We start from the raw sequence: 20053 nt of genomic DNA, 5'->3' as shown, positions 1-20053 counted from the left end.
CGGGTGGACAGCGGCGGGGTCCACGGGGCTGCGGCCGCATCGGCGGCGGGGGACGGGGCGGGGCCGGCCGCGCGGGTGTCGACGGCCGGGGCGGCGGGGCCGGCCGCTGCCGGGGCGGCGGTGGCGAGCGTCAGCAGGAACGCCGCGAGGAGAGCGGTACGGGCAGCGCCTAAGAGGCGATTCATCGGACACCTGTCGGGGTTCGGCCCGGCAGCGGTGGCGCCGGCGGCCGTGGCGGGTGGGGACAGGCAGAAGTTACCGGCCGGTCGCCGCCCGTGGAAGGGCTCGTGGAAGGCTTCGTGGAAGGCCTCGTGGAAGGCATCGGGCAAAACCGCCCCGCGAGGCCCCCGCGGCCCTCTACCGTGCGTGCAGGCGGGGCCGTACGGCCGCGGCCACGGGCAGACGCGGGAGGGCGGGCGGATGGACCGGGACGAGGACATACGGCTGGCGGCGATGACTCCGGAGATCTCCCGGCGCACCCTGGCCCTGCTGCGCGACCTGGTCGGGCTGGAGCCGCCGGAGCGGGTGCCGGAGGGGGCGATCCTCGCCGCCGACGAGATCCTGGCCGAGCACGGCACCGACGGGCTGCGGGTCCTGGTCATGACCCTGGCGTCCTGGGCGACCGCGCAGATCGAGAACGTCGCCGAGCTGAGCGGGCGCAGCCACGAGGCGGTCCTGGACACGATGGAGCTGGCCTGTCTGGAGGCGGACGCCGGCGAGGAGTGAGCCGCTGCGGGCGGCGGGCGGCGGGCGGCGGGCGGCGGGCGCACGATCGTGCGGGGAATTACGGCCCGCCGGGGTGACCGACCGGCCAGGCCGCAGCCACACTGGGGAGGTAGCGGGGGGCTTCGTGATCGGAGGCCGTCGTGAGCACACCTTCCCCCATCCGGATCGCCGCCGTCCTGTCCGCCGACCACCGCAGGATCCTCATGGCCCACGCACGGGAGGTCAATTTCCCCGAGGGCACGCGGATCTTCGAGGAGGGCCGCCCGGCCACGGCGTTCTGGATCGTCCGGTCCGGCGCGGTGACCCTGCAGGTCCCGATGCCCGGCCGCCGGCCCGCCCCGGTCGAGGACCTCGGCCCCGGGGAGCTCGTGGGCTGGTCCTGGCTCTTCCCGCCCTACGTCTGGCAGCTCAGCGCGGAGGCGATGACACCCGTCCGGGCGTACGAGTTCGACGCGGAGGCCATCCGGATGGTCATGGACGCAAACCCGGCCTTCGGCTCGGCGTTCGGCCACTGGGTGGGTCGGGTACTGGCGCACCGGCTGCACTCGACACGCGTACGCCTGATGGACCTCTACGCCCCGCGCAGCGCCTCGGGCAGCCTCCCGTAAAGCCACCCGTCCCGGACACCCGGACACCGCGGACACAGCGGGCGTCCGGGCGTCCGGGCGTCCGGTCCAGGCCGATTCGGCGGAAGGCTCCCCCACAGGTCAACCATCCCCACCCGGGTGCAGCCTGCACTCGTACGGTCACGTTTGGTGACGGGAATTCGCGGTACGTACGGGCGTTCCGGGCGGGAGTCCGCAAGACTCCTGTCCGCTATCCGACACCACGACTCAGGGGAGTGTTCGCAATGCGGTCCATCACACGGTGTTTGGGGCTGGCTTCCGCTGCCATGGGGCTCACGGCGCTGACCGCGCTGGCCGGTACCGGGGTGGCGGACGCCGCGACCGCCGGCCAGGAGAGCCTCTACGCGCCGTCCGCGCTCGTGCTCGCCGTCACGGCCGGCCCGGACGCCGACGAGGGCACGGTGCTGCGCGCGGTGACGCTGGTCTGCGCGCCGGGCCGGGGCGGCACCCACCCGGCGCCGCGCGCCGCCTGCGCCGAACTGCGGCGGGCGGGAGCGGAGTTCGACTCGATCACCACGCCGCCCGTCACCGGCCCCTGCTCGAAGGAGTGGGACCCGATGACGGTCACCGCGGTCGGGGTGTGGGAGGGCCGGCGCATCGACTACGAGCACACCTTCGCCAACCGGTGCGCCCTGCGCCGGGGCAGCGGAGTGCTGTTCGCCTTCTGATCCGCTCCCGATCCCCCTCTGATCCGCTCCCAATCCCCTTTCCGCCTCCGATCCGCGTCCGATCCGCTTCTGGTCTGCTTCCGACCCGAACGTCCCGTCCGCCCGCGGGGGTTGCCGCCGCCCCCGCCCGCCGGGCCGGACACCGTCCGGCGCGGGCCGTCAGCCCAGTTCCAGGCTGGTCACCCCGTACAGGGCCGCCAGGTCGAGCCGCGGGGCCGGGCCGGTGTACATACGGGCGGTCTCGAAGGTGGGGACCAGGCCCAGCTCCGCCATCAGGGCGCCGGCGGCCGGGTTGGCGTCGGGCACGTCGACGGCGACCGCCCCACCGGGCACATGCGCCGCGAGCCGCCGCAGCAGTGCGGCCGCCACCTGCGGGGACGCCGCGTACAGCGGGCCGACACGGGCCGCCGCGCTGCTCGGGCGGACCACGCCCAGGCCCTCGATCCGCCCGTCGCGGACCGCCGCGACCGCCGTCCTGCCGGGCATGCCCAGCCAGGCGGCGAGGAAGGCGTCCCGCGGCTCGGGGAAGAACCGCCGGTCGTACGCGGCGAGCGCGCCGAAGGGCAGTGCGGCGGCGTCGACGAGTTCGACACCGCGGCCCGGGTCGCCGCCGGCGGCGGGCCCGGTGCCGGCGCCTTCCGGCACCCCGTGCGGCACGCCTTCGTAGCGGGCGTTGTTCCAGGCGTGGCGGAAGCCGGACCTGCGGTAGTTGTCCTGCTGCTCCACCACCCCGTCCAGGCCGACCAGGCGGCCGTCGAGGCGCGCCATGCCCGCCCGCCAGAGCTGGATGCCGTAGCCCTGGCCGCGGAACTCCGGGCGGGCGATGTAGAAGCCGATGAAGCCGAATCCGGTTCCGTACCGCACGGCGGAGATGCACGCGGCCGGCTCGCCGTCGACCCGGCCGACGAGGAAGCCCTCGGGGTCGGCCACGGCGAACGCGAAGCGGTCGGTGTCGCCCGGGTTCCAGCCCTCGTCGTCGGCCCAGGCCCGCAGCCGGTCCATGTCGGCGCCGCTCGCGCCGGTGATCTCGAAGCCCGTCGATCCCGTCTGTGCCGTCACCGGGCCAGTTGTACCAGATGCCGAAGATCCGTCAGCAGGCCTGCGAAGACGGGGAGATCGACGTCCTTGTGGAGATCGCTGACCTGTCCGTCGCCCACCTCGACCACCCGCCAGACGCCGTCCTCGCGCAGCGCGAGGTCCGTGGTGACGAAGCGGCAGCCGAGCTCCCGTACGGCGTCCCGCACCGGCCCGAGGCCGCTCGCGAGGGCCTCGGCGGCGGGGAGGCGGCCGGTGGGGCTGTCCGGATGGGCGGTGAGCAGCCGGGGTTCGCCGCCGGACCACCAGATGCGGACCTCGGCGGCCGCCCCGTCGGGCGGCGTGACGAACCGCTCGAACGCGCGCAGCACCACCCCGCCCGCGAGGGCGTCGCCCTGGAGCTCCACGAACCTGCCGACCACCCGCCGCAGGGCCGTCGCATCGGCGAGGTCCGGTATGAAGCAGGCCTCGTCCCACTCGTGCTTGCGGGACTTGACGTAGTCCTTGACGATGCCGGGTCCGGCCGGCAGCCGCCGGGCGAGGGCCGTCAGCCCGTCGGCGGTCGGGGGCTGCCCCGGCGCGGCCGGCAGCCAGGCTCCGGCGGGGGTGAGGTGGGCGAAGGCGGCGTACCAGCCGGGCAGTTCGTGCGCCCGGCGGTACTCGTCCGGGGTGACGGCGAGCGAGCCGCCGCGGGCCCGCAACGCCTCGTCGAGGGCGGCGTACCGCTCGGCGGGGACCATCCAGCCGCGGTACCAGAGGGGTCCCGCGCCGACGGGTACCCGGGCGACCGCCCGCTCGGTGTCGCCGCCCAGCAGGGCGTCGTGGTCGAGCCGCACGACGGTGGCACCGCACGCCCGCGCCGCCTGCGCCTCGGCGGCGAAGTGCGCGTCGACGCGCCGCTCGTCGAGCGGGTCGCAGCAGTGGAGGAGGGTGGCGGCGGCGGACATGCCGCCACCCTACGTGGCGCTGCGCGGGGTGGCGGGGCCGCCGCAGATCACGTCGTCCAGCTCGATCGGCCGGGAGTCGAGCCGTACGTAGGCGGTGAGCGTGTCGATCTCGGCGCCGTCCCAGTGCGTGGTGACGTTGGCCCAGCCGACGCCCGCCGACTGCGCGACCGTGACCTCCCCAACGGTGATGTCGCGCGGGGCGTTCCGGGCGCAGAGCAGGACGTCCATGTCGGGGATGCCCTGCTGCTTGTCCTTGAGCTGCTGCGAGACGCGGTGCTCGCGGTGGTGCGCGTTCGGGCCGTGGTGGCCGTAGAAGCCGACCAGGAAGCGGCTGATCTCGGCGGAGCTGTGCCGTTTGTGGGTGAAGGGGAAATGCGGGACACCGGGGACCCGGGGAACACCGTGCGCTGGTGGGACACCGTGTGCCGGCGGGAACCCGCGCGCCGGTGGAACGCCCTGCGCCGGCGGGGCGTCGGCGGCGGGCGGGCCGTCCGCGGCGGCGGGCGCCGGGGCGGGCAGGACGAGCAGGGGCAGGAGCAGGGCGGCGAGGCCGTACCGGGGGATCCTCATACCTCGGGTGTAACCGCTGCCCCGTTCCCGCCCAGGAGGTGACGCGCGGATCTCACCCCTGTGGGGGGCGGGGTTCACCGCGACGCCGACGCCTCGTGCCTCGGGCGGGTCCGCCGGTCGCACCGGGCGGGCTGTTAATCCGCTCGCCGCAGCCGGCGGGGCCCGCGTAGGGTCGCCGCATGGGAAAGCCGCTCGTCGCCGTGTTCACCGGGGCCGGAATGTCGACCGACTCCGGAATCCCCGACTACCGGGGCCCGCAGGGTCTGTGGCGCCGGGAGCCGGACGCGGAGAAGCTCGTCACCTACGAGTACTACATGGCGGATCCGGAGATCCGGCGCCGGTCCTGGCTGATGCGTGCCGAGATCGGGGCGCTCGCCGCGGAACCCAATGCCGCGCACCGGGCGGTGGCCGCGCTGGAGCGCGGCGGGACGCCGGTCCGGGTCATCACGCAGAACGTGGACGGGCTGCACCAGCTCGCGGGCGTGCCCGCCCGCAAGGTGTTCGAACTGCACGGCACCGCGCGGGGCGTGGTCTGCACCCGGTGCCACGTCCGGACACCGATGGCGGACGCCCTCGAACGGGTGGCCGCCGGGGAGCCGGATCCGGCCTGCCTCGACTGCGGCGGCATCCTGAAGGCCGCCACGGTGATGTTCGGCGAGCGGCTCGACCCGGAGGTGCTGGCGCAGGCCGTGGCCGTGGCCAAGGGCTGCCAGATCTTCATCGCCGTCGGTTCGACGCTCCAGGTGCAGCCCGCCGCCTCGCTGGCCGGCATGGCGGCCGAGCACGGGGCCCGGCTGATCATCGTGAACGCCGAGGAGACCCCGTACGACCCGCTGGCCGCCGAGGTGATCCGCGAGCCGATCGGGACGGCGCTGCCGAAGCTGCTGGAGCGGATCGCGGCGCAGTAGCCGCCGGGGCGGGCGGGCCCGGCCGACGCCGGGTCGTCCCGCCCTGCGCTGTCCGCCGGTCAACCGTCCGCCAGTCCGCTGTCGAACCGGTCCGCCGTCCGTCAGTCAGCCGCCCGCCGGTCCGTAGTCCGCCGGTCCGTAGTCCGCCGTCCGCCGTCCGCTGTCCGCCGGTCAGCCGCCCTCGGCTGCCTTGCGCATCTCCGCCACGTCGATCCGCTTCATGGTCATCATCGCCCTGGTGGCGCGGGCGGCCCGCTCCGGGTCCGGGTCGCCGACCAGGTCGATCGCCTCGGCCGGGAAGACCTGCCAGGACAGCCCGAACCTGTCCTTGAGCCAGCCGCAGGGGCCGCCCTCGCCGCCGTCCCCGATCAGTACGTCCCAGTAGTGGTCGGCCTCCGCCTGGTCGGCGCAGGGGATCTGGAACGAGACGGCCTCGTTGAAGGTGAACGCCGGGCCGCCGTTGAGGGCCACGAACTTCTGGCCGTTGATCTCGAACTCGACCACCATCACCGAGCCGGCCGGGCCGGGGCCGGCCTCGGTGTACCGCGCGGTGCGGCCGATCCTGCCGTCCTTGAACACGGACACGTAGTACGCGGCGGCTTCCTCCGCGTTGCCGTCGAACCACAGGCAGGTGGTGAATCCCTTGCCGGTCATGGTGCCTCCGGGTGAGTGAGTGGGCGGGTGGGCGCGGGATGCGCGCTTCTCCCCCATACAGACCGGTCCCGGGCCCGACATTCATCGGTGGGCCCGGGACCTGTCCATGGATCACCCGTCAGGGGCAGTTCCGACCGCTCGCGGTCACTTCACCCCGAGCATCCGGTCGACGACCTTCGCCGCGGCGGTGCCGTTGTCGAGGTCGGCGAACTCCGCGCGGAAGGCGGCGCGCGCCTCGGCGTACTCCGCGCCGATCGCGTCCGCGTTCTTCATGGCCTCGACGAGGGCGGCCGAGTCGTGCAGCAGCGGGCCGGGCGCCTTCGCCTCCAGGTCGCAGGTGAAGCCGCGCAGCGTGTCGCGGTAGTGCGCCAGGTCGTACGTGAAGAGCAGGATCGGCTTGCCGGTGAGGGCGAAGTCGCACATCACGGAGGAGTAGTCCGTGACGAGGACGTCGGCCACGAGGAGCAGGTCGGTGGTGTCGGCCCAGCGGGTGACGTCCACCACGAAGCCGTCGCGGACGCTGTCGCGGACCTGCTCGTTCACCCGGTAGTGGCCGCGGATCAGCAGGACGTGGTCCTCGCCGAGCTCGCGCCGCGCGGCCTCGAGGTCGATCTGGAGGTCCAGCTTGTAGCCGCCGCTCCAGCCCTCGCGGTTCTCCCGCCAGGTCGGGGCGTACAGCACGACCTTCTTGCCCTCGGGCAGGCCGAGCCGGCGGCGGACCTCGGCGATCCGCTCGGCGACCTGCTCGTCGTCCTGCTTGAGCAGCACGTCGGTGCGCGGGCTGCCGACCTCCATGACCTCGCCCTGGTAGCCGAGGGCCCGCTTGAGCACCGGGGTGGCGAAGCTGGACGGGGAGACCAGCAGCGACCACTGGGCGCTGTCGTGCTCCAGCGCGGTCAGGATCTCCGGGCTGGTGTAGTAGTCGTGGATGAAGTCGTGGCCGATCTGCTTGAGCGGCGTGCCGTGCCACGTCTGGACGACCGTCTGGCCCTCGCGGCGCTCGAAGTTGCGCGGGACGCTGTCGTTGGTGACGTAGTACTTGGCGCGGGCCAGGACGTCCCAGGCCTCCAGGCTGCCGTACTGGACGGCGCGGGCGGTCGGCGGGACCTCGGAGCGTCCGTCGCGGACCAGCCAGATGTGCTCCAGCTTCTCGCCGCGGCGCACCAGCTCCTCGTGGACGGCGCGCGGCGAGTCGCCGGCGCCGTTGCCCTGGAAGGTGTCGTAGACGGCGATGTCCTTGACCGGCAGCTTGCGCTGGGCCGGGTAGGTCACGTCGCGCGCGACGCGCTGGGCGTAGCGGGAGCGGTCGTGCGGGCTGAGCAGCTGGTCGGTGACCAGGGCCATGCGGTCGAAGAAGCGGGCCTCGACGCGCATCCGGCGGCCGGCGACGGTGAGTCCGACCGGGCCGGTGCCGAGCGCCGGCGCGACCAGCTGGACCGGGGCGCCGCGGTCGACGCCGAGCAGGCCCGCGGTGGTGCCGGCCTGGCTGACCGGGCGCAGCGTCGGCCACCAGCGGCCGTGCGGCAGCGAGGTCCGGCCGGCGAACGACTCGGGCAGCATCGGCTCGAAGGAGGCCTCGAAGCGGTCGCCGTCACGGGTGGCGGGGTAGCTGAACTCCTCGCCGTGCCAGTTGTGCAGGACGAACTCGTACGGCTCGTCGGTCGGCGCGTGGAAGGTGCCCTGGAGGGTCAGGACGCCGTCCTTGGCGGTGACGGTGTCCACCAGCGGCGGCGACGGCTGCATGGACAGGCACAGCTGGCCGGTGTTGGTGCGCTTGGCGAAGAGGGTGCGGCCGGTGGTGTCGCCGGGGACCGGGACGACCAGGCCGGTGAAGCCGCCGCGCTCGTCGTGGGCGAGCTCGTGGGCGGTGCCGTCGGCGCGGACCACGGTGAGGTTCCACGGCTCGGGGGCCCACTCGCCGGCCTTGACCTCGGTGTCGGGCACGGCGGCCAGGTCGGCGACGGGGATCCGGACGGTGAAGGGGACCCGGCCGCCGGCGGCGGCGCCGGTCTCCAGCGGGAAGGTCAGCTCGGCGGCGGTGGTCTGGTGCTCGGCGCGCAGGACCGCGCCGGTGCCCGGCTGCTCGGCGAGTTCACCGGTGACGGTGATGCTGTCGCCGTCGGTGGTGACGTCCAGGGCGCGGGCGCGGACGATCTCCACCTTGACGGTGAGGGTGGGCGCGACGACGGGTACGACGCGGACGTCCGGGGCCACCCAGTGGGCGGGCGGGGTCAGGCCGCTGTCGTGGTCGCCGCCCTTGAGGCGGGCGCGGTGCAGGCCGCCGGCGCCGGTGACGGCGATGGACGTGGTCCACACGCCCTCGTGCCACTTGCCGCCCTGCTGGAAGATCGACGGGTCGACGACGGCGGTGAAGCCGGCCCAGTCGGCGTGGCGCAGCGCGAGGTGCGGGGCGTTGACCGTGGCCATCGGCGAGGCGACCGTCCGGGCGGTGACGACGGAGCGGCGCCGCTTGCCCTTCTCGCGGAAGACGAGCATCTTGCGCGAGCCGAGGCGGCTCTCGGCACCGAGGTGGCCGGGCAGGGCGTAGCCACGCAGCAGCAGCTTGCCGCCGGCCCAGGCCGCCTGCTCGACGCGGCTGACGACGCGCAGCTCGCGGTTGCCGAGGGTGAGGAGCTTGGCGGGGACCGGCGGGCGGCCCTGGAGGAAGGGGTAGTCCGCCTGCGGGCGGGCCAGGCCCTTGACCGGCACGCTCCAGGAGTAGTCCTCCTGGTGCTGGAGCAGGGCGATGAAGTCGTCGACGCGGCCTTCGCGGGCGAGGTAGGCCTTGAGGCGGTCGGCGACGGTGAGGTCGCTCCAGGGGCCTTCGCCGATCTCGCGGACCAGGCCGCCGACGTGCTCGACGAAGGCGGCGCGGAACTCGGGGCCGCCTTCCGGTACGTACTTGTAGATGAGCGGGAGCTCTTCGCTGAGCACGTTGTGGTCGTAGTCGCGCAGGTAGCGGACGTACTCCGGGCCCTGCTTGGCCTGGAGCGCCTCGCGGACCTGGCGGACGGAGGTGACGCGGTCGATCAGGGAGACCGGGTCGGTGGAGCGCTGGGTGATGGAGCGCTCGCCGGTCTCGCGCACGCGCCAGTGGTAGACGACGTCGCTGAGGATGTCGACGCTGGTGGCGAAGTAGTGCGCGGGGATGCTGACGGGTGCGTCCTCGTAGAGGATGCCCTCGGGGTACTGGAAGCCGTGCTCGTCCCAGAAGGTGCGGCGGTAGACCTTGTTCCACGCGGTGCGGTCGGTGACCAGCGGCGCGAACTTCGAGATGTGGGTCTTCAGCCGGGTCTTGGCGAACGGCGCGCGGTGGCCCCAGGACTGGTTCATGCCGACCGAGCGGAAGCGCAGCACGTTGCCGCCGACGAAGTCGGAGCCCGTGGCGTCGAGGGTGTCCACCATCAGCTGGTAGGCGTTGGGCGGCGCGGTGTCGTCGCTGTCGAAGAACGCGAGGTACTCGCTGCCTTCGGAGATGTGCCGGGCGCCCGTGTTGCGGGCGGCGCCGAGGCCGGCGTTCTTCTGCTGGACGAGCCGGAACCGGTTGTCCCGCGCGGCGAACTTCTTGGCGATGTCGGCGCTGGTGTCCGTGGAGCCGTCGTCCACCATGACGACCTCGAAGTCGTCGAACGTCTGCGCGGCGATGGATTCCAGGCACTCGTCGAGATAGAGCTCGACGTTGTAGACAGGGACGACGATGCTCAGGCGCGGGGGCATGGGTGAGGGATTCTCCAGCAGGGATTTCTCAGTCAATGATCAGCTAATTACAGCATCTTACTCTGTAACGGAATGATAAAATCCGCCTATTTCGGACAAACGGTGCAGGTCGCCGAGGCGGGCGGCAAAGAATTCAGCCGCCCGCCACCCTGCCGCTGACCGTCGGGACGAACGGTACTGCGGATCCGGGGGGTCAGACCTCCAGCTCGGACTCGATCTTCTTCAGCTGGTGGCGGGCCATCGCGAGGTTCGCGCGCTGCTTGTCCAGGGCGAGGTAGAGGAAGAAGCCCTGGGAGCCGCGGGCCCGCAGCAGCCGGATCAGGTGGTACTGGCTACCGAGCGTGATCAGGATGTCCTCGATCTCGTCCTGGATGCCGAGCATCTCCATGGTGCGGACCTTCGCCCGCACCACGTCCGTGTTGCCGGCCGCCGCGACCGCGAGGTCGAGGTCCTTGCCGCCGCCGATGGTGCCGAGGGCCATGCCGCTGGCGTAGTCGACGAGGGCGGCACCGAGGGCGCCGTCGATGGTGGTGGCTTCCTTGAGGGCGGTCTCGACGTTGGGCATGGGGAATCCTCTCGAATGACGGTACGCACCGTGGCGACGGTTCGCGTCCGTGCCGGCGGTGGGTTCAAGGCCGGTCGCCGGGACCACCGCGGCGACCGAGGGTGTGGTCGATGAGCTCGGCCATGCGCAGGCTGGAGCGCCGGGCCTCCAGGTGCAGCCGGCCGATGTTGACGCGCGGCTGCGCGATCAGGGTGAGCACCGCCGCGTTCCCGGCGGCGTAGGTGGCGACGTAGCCGTGCTCGCCGCGGACGAGGAGCTCGCGGAAGCCGCCCTGGCCCGTGCTGTCGCTCAGGCGCTGGGCCACCCCGAGGGCGGCGGCGGTGAGGGCCGCCACGGACTCGGCCTCGGTGGCGGCGCTGTCCTGGGCGAGGACCAGGCCGTCGACGCTGGCGGCGAGCGCTCCGGTGAGGTGGGGGACACGGGCCCGCAGCCGCCGCAGTTCGGCGAGTATCTCGGCCTCCGCTCCGGCGGGCACCAGAGCCGTTCCACCCATGTCGCTCCTCCTCTCGGCCTGCCTGCGGTCGGTGAGCTGTCGCAGCGGGAGCCTCACAGGCTTGCCTCCAGTGCATCGCGCAACCGGCGGAGCAGCGCCACGTCCGGGGGCTGGTGTCGGGTCACCCAGTCGGGCAGGACCACGGGGGCCCGCGTCGGCGGCGGCTCGTGCGGTGTGTCGACCAGGCCGGCGGCCGCGAGCCGCCGTACGTCGAGCATCGTGTGGAAGGCCGGGCGGCCCAGCGCCCAGGCCAGCTGGCCGGGGGTCCGCACGCCGTCCGCATGGCGGAGCAGGGAGCGCTGACGGAGGGTGACGGTCTGGCCGGGGGCCGCCTCCCGGGGCACCACGGGCGAGGTGTCCAGCCGCGGGTACGGCCAGACGGCGTCGAGCAGTTCGCGGCGGCGCCGGGTCTCGCGCTCGACGGCCACGGCGGGGACCGAGCGGACCGAGCCGATCCAGTGGGTGGCCCCGCGCCGGAAGCGGGAGGGTCCGCTGCCCGGGGAGAGGGCGAAGAAGGCGGCGTCGAAGATCGCCGCGAGGTGGCAGATCTCCAGCTCGCCGCCGGCCAGGCTGCCGCTGTCCACCAGGAAGCGGGCCACCTGGCGGCGGGCGCCGGCCCGGTCCACCGCCTCCCGCCAGCGTTCCGGGGCCAGGCCCCCGCCGACGGTGAGCAGGACCTCCAGCCCGGGCGTGGCCGGGCTCTCGGCGTGCACGATCCGGCCGTCCTCCAGGAAGAGGGTGCCGCGGTCGCGCAGCAGGGCGCCGGTGGCCCGCTCCTCGGCGAGCCTGGTGAGCAGCGGGGAGACGGACGTGCTCGCCGAGGAGGCGGGGGGCGGGACCTGGGCCGGGATCGACGCGGAGGTCATCTGAGCACCAGCCGTTCGGCCAGGTCGCGGAGTCTGAGCCGGGCCAGGGCGAGATTGCCCTCGGAGCGGTCCAGCCACAGGTGCAGGAAGACGCTGCTGTCGAAGCCGGTCGCGACGAACCGGAGCACGTGGTAACCCGTCCGGGTGGTGACGATCAGATCCTCGACGGGCGGGCCGGAGGCGGCGCGCCACGCATCGGCGCCGGCAGCGCCGGAGGCCGGGGGGTCGGCGGGGTCGGCGGGGTTTGTCGCGAACGACTCGTACTCGGCGGCGGCGCGGGCCAGCTCGGCGGTCTCGGCCGCGGTCGTCTCGTGGTCGCCCACCGGGGACTCGCCGACGGTACCCAGGGCCAGTCCGCTGCTCCAGTCCACGAGCGCGGCCCCCCGCGCCCCCGGCAGGGCCATGGCTTCGAGCAGGCATTCGTCGATCCCGGGCACGCGGGACTCCCCTCCCGGCCGTGTGTGCGTGGTGCACTGGTCCTACGGCGCGACAGGGTGAACCTACTGAACTTCCATGGCCCGGAAGGGTGTTCCGGCATTTTCCAGAGGAACATGCGCGAATGCGATCACAAACATGGCCGGAATCACGACGCGAGTGGCAAATGATCAGACAAACGGAAGGCTCCCCCTTCGCGCAGCACGTAACCCTCATGGGTCAGCGTGCGCAGCAGGTGGTAGACGGTCGGAAGCGGAATCCCGGTGACGCGGGACAGCCGCTTCGCCGTCACCTCGCCCTCCGCGTTCATCGCCTCCAGCAGGCGCAGGGCCCGCTGGACGGAGCCGATCAAGGTCGGCGCGCTGTCCTTGTGAGTCCGATCGGTGTCCATGGTGAGTCCCCCTGCTCCGTTCCGGCGCCCGGCAAACCCATGAAAGTCCCTCACCGGCCGCAATCCCAGGCGACTCGCTCGGACCCGATCACAAGATCAACACATGTCCGTCCCGGAACCGGGTGAGCGCCGCCCGGGCGCCGCGGCCCAGGTCCTCCCGTACGTGCTGGCGGATGCGCGGTACGTCGGCCTCCGGGCGCAGCACCACCTGCTGGCGCACGGTCACGGTGAGGGCGTCCGGCCCGTCGGCGGCGGCCGTCCAGCTCCCGGTGTGCACGGCCAGCGGCACGTCCGGCTCCGGGACCTTGAACACCAGCCGGCCGGAGTCCGGCGGCCGGACCGCCACCGCCTCGCGGCCGGGCCAGAGCCGGGCGTGGTCGGAGCCGTCCAGGGCCGGGCCGCCGCCCGCCACGCCCCGGGCGCCGATGCCCTCGGCCTCGATCCGCAGCGAGTCGGCGAAGGCGAACAGCATCCCGTCCAGGCGGCGGGGCCGGGCGGCGAGCCGCGCGAGGCGGCCGAGTTCGGCGGTGCTGTTGGTGTCCGTCGCCCGCAGCACCCAGGCCACGTCCTCGGGCCGGTCGCCGGCGACGGAGAAGTCGTGCAGCAGGGTGATGCGGCAGCGGGCCGGGCCGAGCTCCCGCACGGTCCAGCTGCCGCCCATCGAGCGCAGCGGCGGCGCCGGGACCTCCTGGCGGAAGTCGATGCGCCGCGCGACGGGGTCCAGGGTGCGGCGGGAGGTCCAGTGCTTGAGGGTGCCGTTGGCCGTGGCCCAGATCGCCAGCCGCTCGGTCCCCCGCCCGCCGCCGGAACTCCCCGGGCCGGCGTGGCCGTCCGTGCGGTGGACGTGGACCGTGGGCGGGAAGATCAGGGGCCACCGCTCGGCGTCCGCGAGCAGCCCGTAGACGATGTCCGCCGGGGCTTCGGCCTCCACCTGGTGGGACGTACGGTGCAGCTGTCCGTCGGGCGCGATGGGCGGGCTGGGCACGGCGGCTCACCTTTCTCGGATGTGCTCGCATCTGCATGTCTCGGATGTGCTCGCACGGGGCGGGCGGGCGTTCTCGCGGGCGTCCCGTCCAGCGTCGCGCGCCGGACTGGGGCCGGACTTGAGGGGTCTTCGAAGAGCGCACGATCAGGCCCGGGGAGATTGGCGCAGGACGGACGGGATCCGACGGAGGGAGAGCCGCCATGACCACGACGGACGCGGTCGTACCGGGGGCCGTGTGGTCCGCCGCGCTGCACGCGGAGGTCCAGCAGTTCTACGCGTACCAGATGCAGCGCCTCGACCTCGGCGAGGCGGAGGACTGGTCGCTCACCTTCACCGAGGACGCCGTGTTCGACGTACCCACGCTGGCGGAGCCGGTACGGGGCCGGGCGGGGCTCGTGGCCTCGGTACGGCGCGCCCGGGCGGAGCTGGCCGCCACGGGCGAGCGGCACCGGCACTTCATGGGGATGGCCGACGTACGGCCGCGCGCGGACGGGACGGTGGGGGTGCGCTCGTACGCGATCGTCTACGCGTCGCGGCCCGGCGGGGCGTCCCGGGTGCACCGGGTGTGCGTGTGCGAGGACGTGCTGGTGCGCGGCGCGGACGGGGCGCTGCGGGTCCGGGCCCGCCAGGTCACCCGGGACGACCTGCCGTAGGGCCGAACGGGTCGGGCGGTCAGGCGTGGCAGGCGGGGAGGCCGCCGTGGTACTCGGTCATCTCCTGGAACAGGGCCGGGACGTCCAGCGGCTCCCCCGGCCCGGCCCCGCGCAGTTCGGCGTAGGCGCGGTGCAGGTTCGGCACGAGCCGCTCCGCGTCCAGCAGTCCGGCGTACGGCCCCGGCCCCACCGCGCGGGCCAGGGCGAGGGGGTCCAGCCCGGCCTCGCTGCCGTCCCGGGCCAGTCCGCGCAGCCAGCGGAAGTAGCCCTCGTCGGCGTCGATCAGCTCGGGCCCGCCGACCGGTCCGTGGCCGGGGACGACGACCAGCGGGTCGAGGGCCCGCAGCCGGCGCAGCGCGGCGAGGGACCCCTCGACCGAGCCCATCAGGCAGAAGGGGGTGATGCCCGACATCACGACGTCGCCGGTGAACAGCACCCGCTGCTCGGGCAGCCATACCGCGGTGTCGTTGGTGGTGTGGGCCGCCGGCCCCAGGTGCAGCAGTTCGATCCTGGTGCCGCCGGTGTACAGGGTGAGGGTGTCGGTGAAGGTCAGGTCGGGCAGCGCCACTTCCAGCTCGCCCCAGCACACGTCGGGCCACAGGCTGGTCAGGTGGAGTCCGGTGGCGACCATCGCGGCGCGGGCGCTCTCGTGGGCGACGACCACGGCTTCCGGGAAGCGGCTGTTGCCGAAGGTGTGGTCCCCGTGGAAGTGGGTGTTGACCAGGGTGCGCGGGGGGCGCCCGGCGCGCTCCAGCACCAGCTCGCGCAGCCGGCGGGCGCGGCTCTCGGTGGCGGCGGTGTCGATCAGCGTGCAGGCGCCGCCGTCGCCGACCACGAGCCCGGCGTTGTTCAGGCACCAGCCGCCGTGCGGCTGGAGGTGGGCGTGCACCCCGTCGGCGACCTCGACCAGCCGGCCGCAGGGTACGGGCGCGCTCACGCGGCCGTGCCCAGGGACGGGCGGGTGAGGACCATGGCGCTCTGGAAGCCGCCGAAGCCGCTGCCGACCGTCAGGACGGTGTCCGTGCGGTGCTCGCGCGCGGTCAGCGGGGTGTAGTCGAGGTCGCAGTCGGGGTCGGGTTCGTGCAGGTTGGCCGTGGGCGGCACGGTGTTGTGCTCGATCGCCAGGGCGCAGGCGGCGACCTCCAGGGCGCCGATCGCGCCGAGCGAGTGCCCGATCATCGACTTGATCGAGCTGACCGGCACCTGCCGGGCCCGCTCGCCCAGGCTCCGCTTGAAGGCGGTGGTCTCGTGCTTGTCGTTCTGCTTGGTGCCCGAGCCGTGGGCGTTGACGTAGTCGACGGCGTGCGCGCCGACGCGGGCCTCGTCGAGCGCGGCACCGATCGCCGCGGCCATCTCGGCGCCGTCGGTCTTCAGCCCGGTCATGTGGTACGCGTTGCTGCGCGAGGCGAAGCCGGCGATCTCGGCGTAGACGTGCGCGCCGCGGCGCCGGGCCCGCTCCAGCTCCTCCAGGACCAGGACGGCAGAGCCCTCACCGAGCACGAAGCCGTTGCGGGTGCGGTCGAAGGGGCGGGAGGCGGTGGCGGGTTCGTCGTTGCGCGGGCTGGTGGCCTTGATCGCGTCGAAGCAGGCCACGGTGATGGGGGAGATGGGCGCCTCGGTGGCGCCGGCCACCATGATGTCGGCGCTGCCCTCGCGGACGAGCTCGACGGCGTGCCCGAGGGAGTCGAGGCCGGAGGTGCAGCCGGTGGACACCAGGGCCACCGGGCCCTCGGCGCCGGCGGTCCGGGCGACCTCCCCCGCCATGGAGCTGGGGACGAAGTAGTCGAAGAGGTGGCCGGCGGCCTGCCGGTGGTCCACGGTCCAGCGGGTGCCCAGGCCGCTGACCAGCGGGTACTGGGAGTCGAGTCCGGTGGTGCAGCCGACGGCGCTGCCGAGCGTGACGCCGGTGCGGTGCGGTGCGGGGTCCGCGCCCGCCAGTCCGCTGTCGGCGAGGGCCTCGCGGGCGGCGGCGACGGCGAACTGCGCGGCCCGGTCCAGCCGGCCGGCCTCGTCCGGGCCGATGCCGTGTGCGGCGGGGTCGAAGTCGGCTTCGGCGGCGATCCGCGAGCGGTAGCCCGAGGCGTCGAAGAGGGTGATGGCGCGGGTGGCGGTCCGACCGGCGGTCAGCAGCGTCCAGAACTCCTTCACGCCCACCCCGCCGGGGGCCACCACCCCGATCCCGGTGATCACGACCCGTCTCATCGGCTGATTCCTCACGCTTGTCCGCCACGGCTGCGCTCCGAGCGTCGCCGAGGGCGCTGGAGGAACGCTGGAGCCTCCCGGACGGCAGCCGTGGCCCGGCGAGCTCGCCGTGGGCCGCCGGACACTCGGCCGTCGGACGGTCAGCCGTCGTTGCGCTCACCAGACCACGTGCAGCGTCTCCGGCGAGCGGTCGATGAGGGTGGGCCGCATCCGCGGCGGCGGCCGGTCCCCCGCCAGCCTCAGGTCGGGCAGCGTGCGGACGAACAGGTCGAGGGTCAGGCGCAGTTGGGCGCGGGCCAGGTGGGAGCCGGGGCAGGCGTGGGGTCCGTGCCCGAACGCGAGGTGGCGGCGGTCCTCGGGGCGCCGGACGTCGAACGCGGCGGCGCGCGGGTGGCGCCGCTCGTCGCGGTTGGCCGATCCGTAGGCCACGAGGAGGGTGGCGCCGGCGGGCAGGTGCGTCCCGGCGAGCGTCAGCGGCCGGGTCGTGGTGCGCCGGAAGGCCTGCACGGCCGTGTCGAAGCGCGCGGCCTCCTCCACCGCGGCCGGGACCAGCGCCGGGTCGGCGCAGAGCATCCGCCACTGCTCCCGGTCGGCGAGCAGGTGCAGCAGCGTGGTGGCGATGAGCGCACCCGTCGTGAGGAACCCGGCGATCAGCAAGTTCTGCAGGTTCGCCACGAGTTCGTGGCGCTGTTCGAGGGTCAGCTCCGCGACCCCCGGGGCCAGGGCGGCCACCAGGTGGGAGCACAGGTCGTCCCGGGGGTCGGCGCGGCGGTCGCGGGCGTAGCGGTCCAGCAGGTGCTGGAGGGCGACCACGTCCTGGGCGGCGGCCGCCTGCTCCGCGGGGGACAGCGGGCGGAAGAGCAGCTGCTCGGCGCGGTGTCCGCCGTGCACGGCGGCGGGCACGTCCGCCGGGTCCAGCCCGAGCAGTCGCCCCACGACCTGTCCGGGCAGCTGCCGGGCGTACGCGGCGACGAGCTCGGCGCGGCCGTCCGCGGCGAAGCCGTCCACCAGCTCGTGCGCGCACTTCTCGGCGTACGGGACGAGGTCCGCGACGCGCGCGGCGGACAGGCCGTGGTTGAGCGGGGCCCGGTGCCGGCGGTGTGCGGCGCCGTCGCTGGAGACGACCGTGGGCCGCGGCGCGAACCCGCCCGCGAGCACGCCGAGCGCCTCCTCGGACAGCGGCACGTCCGGGAGCAGGGCGTTCACCGAGGAGAAGTCCCCGGCCCGCCGCAGCACTTCGCGTACGTCGCGGTCCCGGGCGACCAGCCAGGCCTCGGCCTCGGGGACGTACGTCAGCCCCTCGGCCTGCCGGGCGCGCGCGTAGAGCGGGTACGGATCGCGGTAGAACGCGTCCCGCTCCGCCTGGTCGTGCCCTGCCACCACAAGCCTCCCGATCGCGCTCGGGCCCGGCGGCGCCGGACCGGGTACCGGTGCGTACGCCGCGCCATGCTGCCCGATCCCCCGCCTCCCCGGAAGACCGCCCCGACCCGGCCGGGGGGAGCTGGCGCCAGGGCCTGTCCGGCGGATCAGGGTCGGAAAGGCCGCGGCGTCTGGTGCGGTGCATCGCAAGGCGCCGGAGCGCCTCGACAGCGGAGCTATTGGGGCGTTTCGGCAACGCGGCGAGGTGCCGTGCCTGGGGGCACTCCCCCAGCCTCCGGCCGGGGGCACCCCCACCCAGCGGTAGCTGGGGGAGCGTCGCGGCCCCGGCCATGATCCGCCGGACAGGCCCTAAGCCCCCGTCACGAACGCCGGGAGCCGGGCCTCCTCCACCAGGCGGCGGGGCAGGGACAGGCCGAAGCGGCGTTCGATGACGGACAGGGTGCGGCGGTCGCGGGCGGGGGGCGGCTCGGTGTCGGGGCGGGCGGCGGTGCCGTCCGGGCGCAGGACGCGGGCCGCGACCAGGTCGGGCAGCAGGAAGTCGGGGTGGTGGCCGCCGCGCCAGATCTCCTCGCCCAGGCCGAAGCAGCACACCACCTCGCCGTCGCGCGCGTAGACGAACTGCTTGGGCGGGTGGTCGGGCTGGGGGTCGAGGTGGACAGCCTCGACGCCGTCGCGCGAGACCTCGGGCAGCAGCTCCGCACCGGCCGGCACGCCGTGCTCCACGGCGAACGACCAGGCGCCGACCGCGCCGACCCGGGCCACCCCGTCCCCGTCGAGCACCGCCCCGGCCAGGTCCCAGGCGTCCGGCCCGGCGAGCGGCCCGGGCCGCTGGGACGGTACGGCGCCCAGCCGGAGGGCGAGTTCGTCGGGGCCTATGCCCCGCGCGAAGGTCAGTCCGGCGTACCAGTGCGGCCAGTCCGCCAGCCACTGGATGCCTGTGTGCACGGTGCTCACGGCCCCTCCCCCGGTCCCGGTCGACTCCGGCACGATACGGCGCGGGTACGGCCGTGGGGGTCAGTTCACGGGCTGTTCGGGAAGCAGACGTGCGACCATCGCGTCGATCAGGCCATCGACGGAGTACGGCTCCAGCACCGCGGGCGTGGTCAGGTCGTCGACGATCAGGCCGAGCATGGCGAGGTACAGCAGTACGATCTCGTGCCGGTCCCCGGGCAGGCCGGCGTCCTGGTGCCAGCGGATGTTCTCGGACAGTTCCGCGCCGTGGAAGGCGGCCAGTTCCGCCTGCAGCTCGGGGCGGCGGGTGCCTTCCAGGCGCAGTTCGAGCATCGCGATGTGGACGCTGCGCTCGCGCCGCATCCGGGCGACCAGGTCACGCAGCAGGGCCGCGGTGTCGAAGGGGCCGGTCAGCGTGGCCTCGTCCGGCACGAGGCGCTCGCGGGTGCGGTGCAGTATCTGCACCAGCAGCTGCTCGCGGTTGCGGAAGTAGTTCGAGGCGGTGCCGGTCGGTACGCCCGCCTCCGCGTCCACCGCGCGCAGGGTCAGGCCGCGCGAGCCTTCGCGGGCGAGGACCTCGATGGCGGCGTCGAGCAGGGCGGTGCGGCGCTCGGGGTTCTGGCGCATGGGCCTTCCTGGGGAGGGGCGCCTCCTGAGGGAGGGGCGTCGGCGGGCCGGGATCACCGCCAGAGTACTGCAGGTGAAGTGCTTCCACTGCTGCAAGGGGAGGCGGCTCGCACCGGGCCGTGTGCGGGCGGGGCACCCCGCCGAGGGCCCGTCCAGGCATGGTCAACCGGTCTCCGCCGGTACGGCCGGTATGACACCCACGGCCCGCAGGGCCAGCCACAAGTCGTACCGGGCGCTCGGGGACTGCAGCAGCGAGCGCTCCAGCACCACCTCGATCCGGCCGATCCGCTTGCGCGCCCCGGGCACCGAGAGCCCCAGCGCCGCAGCCGCCGGGCCCAGCTGGGCCTCGTGCCGCAGCCAGGCGACCAGCGTCTGCCGGGCCCCGGGCGGGGCGTCGGGCCCGGTCAGCGGCCGCAGCTGCCGACGTGCCCAGGCGGCCACGTCGGGATGGGCCAGTACGTCGTCCAGGGTGCCCGCCGGACCGGGCGGGGGCGGCGGGGCACCGCCCCCAGGCCGGCGCGAGGCCCTTTTCATTATTAACATTTCCCCACCCACATGCCCCAGGGAGATTGCCTATTCTCCCCTTTTCCTATCCAAAAAACGACATATCACTTCTTTTTTCCTCGCCTGACTTCAAAAGATCTTTAGCGACTA

At 74.0% G+C, this 20053-nt stretch carries 23 protein-coding genes; 5 read left to right on the top strand and 18 right to left on the bottom strand.

The window, feature by feature from the left end; all coding sequences use genetic code 11:
* The coding region (locus GPJ59_RS18895) for a hypothetical protein (protein ID WP_219668373.1) at positions 1–185 on the bottom strand (185 nt) is incomplete at its 3' end.
* Between the two features lie 235 nt (positions 186–420).
* On the opposite strand from GPJ59_RS18895, the gene GPJ59_RS18890 reads away from it, so the two are divergent.
* The 3 genes from GPJ59_RS18890 to GPJ59_RS18880 all read left to right on the top strand — a co-directional run bounded on the left by GPJ59_RS18890 (position 421) and on the right by GPJ59_RS18880 (position 2020).
* Positions 421–726, top strand: coding sequence for a hypothetical protein (locus tag GPJ59_RS18890; RefSeq protein WP_219668372.1), 306 nt, complete (start codon positions 421–423; stop codon positions 724–726).
* A gap of 140 nt (positions 727–866) precedes the next feature.
* Positions 867–1334 (top strand): Crp/Fnr family transcriptional regulator, encoded by a 468-nt coding sequence (locus tag GPJ59_RS18885; RefSeq protein ID WP_219668371.1) that lies wholly within the window; start codon positions 867–869, stop codon positions 1332–1334.
* Positions 1335–1618: 284 nt separating this feature from the next.
* On the top strand, positions 1619–2020 hold the full coding sequence (locus tag GPJ59_RS18880; protein WP_258024600.1) for an SSI family serine proteinase inhibitor: 402 nt from the start codon (positions 1619–1621) through the stop codon (positions 2018–2020).
* A gap of 159 nt (positions 2021–2179) precedes the next feature.
* Here GPJ59_RS18880 and GPJ59_RS18875 read toward each other — a convergent pair whose 3' ends face one another.
* The 3 genes from GPJ59_RS18875 to GPJ59_RS37585 are packed head-to-tail and all read right to left on the bottom strand — an operon-like array spanning position 2180 to position 4572.
* Positions 2180–3022, bottom strand: coding sequence for a GNAT family N-acetyltransferase (locus GPJ59_RS18875; RefSeq protein WP_219668376.1), 843 nt, complete (start codon positions 3020–3022; stop codon positions 2180–2182).
* A 53-nt stretch (positions 3023–3075) separates the two neighbouring features.
* Entirely contained in the window at positions 3076–4002 is a 927-nt protein-coding gene (locus GPJ59_RS18870) for an ATP-grasp domain-containing protein (RefSeq protein WP_219668369.1), read from the bottom strand.
* Between the two features lie 9 nt (positions 4003–4011).
* Positions 4012–4572 carry a hypothetical protein gene (locus GPJ59_RS37585; protein ID WP_258024599.1) on the bottom strand — a complete coding sequence of 187 codons (561 nt, stop codon included), beginning with the start codon at positions 4570–4572 and terminating at the stop codon, positions 4012–4014.
* A 179-nt stretch (positions 4573–4751) separates the two neighbouring features.
* Between GPJ59_RS37585 and GPJ59_RS18860 the strand changes: the two genes are divergently transcribed.
* A complete protein-coding gene (locus GPJ59_RS18860) occupies positions 4752–5480 on the top strand; it encodes an SIR2 family NAD-dependent protein deacylase (protein WP_219668368.1) in 729 nt (242 codons plus the stop codon).
* 171 nt (positions 5481–5651) lie between these two features.
* Here the strand turns inward: GPJ59_RS18860 and GPJ59_RS18855 are convergent, their stop codons facing one another.
* From GPJ59_RS18855 to GPJ59_RS18820, 8 genes are all read right to left on the bottom strand, one after another.
* The gene (locus GPJ59_RS18855; protein ID WP_219668367.1) at positions 5652–6134 is read right to left on the bottom strand and encodes a VOC family protein; all 483 of its coding nucleotides are present in this window, start codon (positions 6132–6134) and stop codon (positions 5652–5654) included.
* 144 nt (positions 6135–6278) lie between these two features.
* The gene (locus GPJ59_RS18850; protein WP_219668366.1) at positions 6279–9887 is read right to left on the bottom strand and encodes a bifunctional glycosyltransferase/CDP-glycerol:glycerophosphate glycerophosphotransferase; all 3609 of its coding nucleotides are present in this window, start codon (positions 9885–9887) and stop codon (positions 6279–6281) included.
* 157 nt (positions 9888–10044) lie between these two features.
* On the bottom strand, positions 10045–10416 hold the full coding sequence (locus GPJ59_RS18845; RefSeq protein ID WP_219668365.1) for a hypothetical protein: 372 nt from the start codon (positions 10414–10416) through the stop codon (positions 10045–10047).
* A gap of 64 nt (positions 10417–10480) precedes the next feature.
* The gene (locus tag GPJ59_RS18840) at positions 10481–10909 is read right to left on the bottom strand and encodes a roadblock/LC7 domain-containing protein (RefSeq protein ID WP_219668364.1); all 429 of its coding nucleotides are present in this window, start codon (positions 10907–10909) and stop codon (positions 10481–10483) included.
* A 53-nt stretch (positions 10910–10962) separates the two neighbouring features.
* Complete coding sequence (locus tag GPJ59_RS18835; RefSeq protein ID WP_219668363.1) at positions 10963–11775, bottom strand: transcriptional regulator; 813 nt, start codon at positions 11773–11775, stop codon at positions 10963–10965.
* Positions 11772–12212 carry a hypothetical protein gene (locus tag GPJ59_RS18830; protein ID WP_219668362.1) on the bottom strand — a complete coding sequence of 147 codons (441 nt, stop codon included), beginning with the start codon at positions 12210–12212 and terminating at the stop codon, positions 11772–11774. Before GPJ59_RS18830 ends, GPJ59_RS18835 begins: the two co-directional genes overlap by 4 nt.
* 146 nt (positions 12213–12358) lie before the next feature.
* Positions 12359–12601: a helix-turn-helix domain-containing protein gene (locus tag GPJ59_RS18825; RefSeq protein ID WP_219668361.1), complete on the bottom strand. Its 243-nt coding sequence runs from the start codon at positions 12599–12601 to the stop codon at positions 12359–12361.
* 88 nt (positions 12602–12689) lie between these two features.
* Entirely contained in the window at positions 12690–13586 is an 897-nt protein-coding gene (locus GPJ59_RS18820; RefSeq protein ID WP_308120367.1) for an aromatase/cyclase, read from the bottom strand.
* A gap of 200 nt (positions 13587–13786) precedes the next feature.
* Between GPJ59_RS18820 and GPJ59_RS18815 the strand changes: the two genes are divergently transcribed.
* A complete protein-coding gene (locus GPJ59_RS18815; RefSeq protein WP_219668360.1) occupies positions 13787–14239 on the top strand; it encodes a nuclear transport factor 2 family protein in 453 nt (150 codons plus the stop codon).
* 19 nt (positions 14240–14258) lie between these two features.
* On the opposite strand, the gene GPJ59_RS18810 is transcribed toward GPJ59_RS18815, so the two are convergent.
* The 6 genes from GPJ59_RS18810 to GPJ59_RS18785 form a co-directional block, all read right to left on the bottom strand.
* Positions 14259–15176 carry an MBL fold metallo-hydrolase gene (locus tag GPJ59_RS18810; protein WP_219668359.1) on the bottom strand — a complete coding sequence of 306 codons (918 nt, stop codon included), beginning with the start codon at positions 15174–15176 and terminating at the stop codon, positions 14259–14261.
* Positions 15173–16441, bottom strand: coding sequence for a beta-ketoacyl-[acyl-carrier-protein] synthase family protein (locus GPJ59_RS18805; protein ID WP_219668358.1), 1269 nt, complete (start codon positions 16439–16441; stop codon positions 15173–15175). Before GPJ59_RS18805 ends, GPJ59_RS18810 begins: the two co-directional genes overlap by 4 nt.
* Before the next feature lie 156 nt (positions 16442–16597).
* Positions 16598–17821, bottom strand: coding sequence for a cytochrome P450 (locus tag GPJ59_RS18800; RefSeq protein WP_219668357.1), 1224 nt, complete (start codon positions 17819–17821; stop codon positions 16598–16600).
* A gap of 348 nt (positions 17822–18169) precedes the next feature.
* Positions 18170–18775 carry a DUF6461 domain-containing protein gene (locus GPJ59_RS18795; RefSeq protein WP_308120365.1) on the bottom strand — a complete coding sequence of 202 codons (606 nt, stop codon included), beginning with the start codon at positions 18773–18775 and terminating at the stop codon, positions 18170–18172.
* 60 nt (positions 18776–18835) lie between these two features.
* Positions 18836–19399: a TetR/AcrR family transcriptional regulator gene (locus GPJ59_RS18790; protein WP_219668356.1), complete on the bottom strand. Its 564-nt coding sequence runs from the start codon at positions 19397–19399 to the stop codon at positions 18836–18838.
* 162 nt (positions 19400–19561) lie between these two features.
* Positions 19562–19933, bottom strand: coding sequence for a helix-turn-helix domain-containing protein (locus GPJ59_RS18785; RefSeq protein WP_308120364.1), 372 nt, complete (start codon positions 19931–19933; stop codon positions 19562–19564).
* Between the last annotated feature and the right edge of the window lie 120 nt (positions 19934–20053).

This window comes from Streptomyces bambusae (assembly GCF_019400985.1).
In the GTDB taxonomy this organism is placed as follows: Bacteria; Actinomycetota; Actinomycetes; order Streptomycetales; family Streptomycetaceae; genus Streptomyces; species Streptomyces bambusae_A.
Note: the sequence above shows the minus strand (reverse complement) of the source record. Positions and strands in the feature narration are given on the sequence as shown.

Excerpts from the sequence above, each read along its gene's own strand:
- GPJ59_RS18805 (WP_219668358.1), bottom strand. The coding sequence starts at position 16,441 with ATGAGACGGGTCGTGATCACCGGGATCGGGGTGGTGGCCCCCGGCGGG.
- GPJ59_RS18860 (WP_219668368.1), top strand. The coding sequence starts at position 4,752 with ATGGGAAAGCCGCTCGTCGCCGTGTTCACCGGGGCCGGAATGTCGACC.
- GPJ59_RS18785 (WP_308120364.1), bottom strand. The coding sequence starts at position 19,933 with ATGAAAAGGGCCTCGCGCCGGCCTGGGGGCGGTGCCCCGCCGCCCCCG.
- GPJ59_RS18870 (WP_219668369.1), bottom strand. The coding sequence starts at position 4,002 with ATGTCCGCCGCCGCCACCCTCCTCCACTGCTGCGACCCGCTCGACGAG.
- GPJ59_RS18815 (WP_219668360.1), top strand. The coding sequence starts at position 13,787 with ATGACCACGACGGACGCGGTCGTACCGGGGGCCGTGTGGTCCGCCGCG.
- GPJ59_RS18855 (WP_219668367.1), bottom strand. The coding sequence starts at position 6,134 with ATGACCGGCAAGGGATTCACCACCTGCCTGTGGTTCGACGGCAACGCG.
- GPJ59_RS18840 (WP_219668364.1), bottom strand. The coding sequence starts at position 10,909 with ATGGGTGGAACGGCTCTGGTGCCCGCCGGAGCGGAGGCCGAGATACTC.
- GPJ59_RS18880 (WP_258024600.1), top strand. The coding sequence starts at position 1,619 with ATGGGGCTCACGGCGCTGACCGCGCTGGCCGGTACCGGGGTGGCGGAC.
- GPJ59_RS18890 (WP_219668372.1), top strand. The coding sequence starts at position 421 with ATGGACCGGGACGAGGACATACGGCTGGCGGCGATGACTCCGGAGATC.
- GPJ59_RS18845 (WP_219668365.1), bottom strand. The coding sequence starts at position 10,416 with ATGCCCAACGTCGAGACCGCCCTCAAGGAAGCCACCACCATCGACGGC.
- GPJ59_RS18790 (WP_219668356.1), bottom strand. The coding sequence starts at position 19,399 with ATGCGCCAGAACCCCGAGCGCCGCACCGCCCTGCTCGACGCCGCCATC.
- GPJ59_RS18825 (WP_219668361.1), bottom strand. The coding sequence starts at position 12,601 with ATGGACACCGATCGGACTCACAAGGACAGCGCGCCGACCTTGATCGGC.
- GPJ59_RS37585 (WP_258024599.1), bottom strand. The coding sequence starts at position 4,572 with ATGAGGATCCCCCGGTACGGCCTCGCCGCCCTGCTCCTGCCCCTGCTC.
- GPJ59_RS18875 (WP_219668376.1), bottom strand. The coding sequence starts at position 3,022 with ATGGACCGGCTGCGGGCCTGGGCCGACGACGAGGGCTGGAACCCGGGC.
- GPJ59_RS18835 (WP_219668363.1), bottom strand. The coding sequence starts at position 11,775 with ATGACCTCCGCGTCGATCCCGGCCCAGGTCCCGCCCCCCGCCTCCTCG.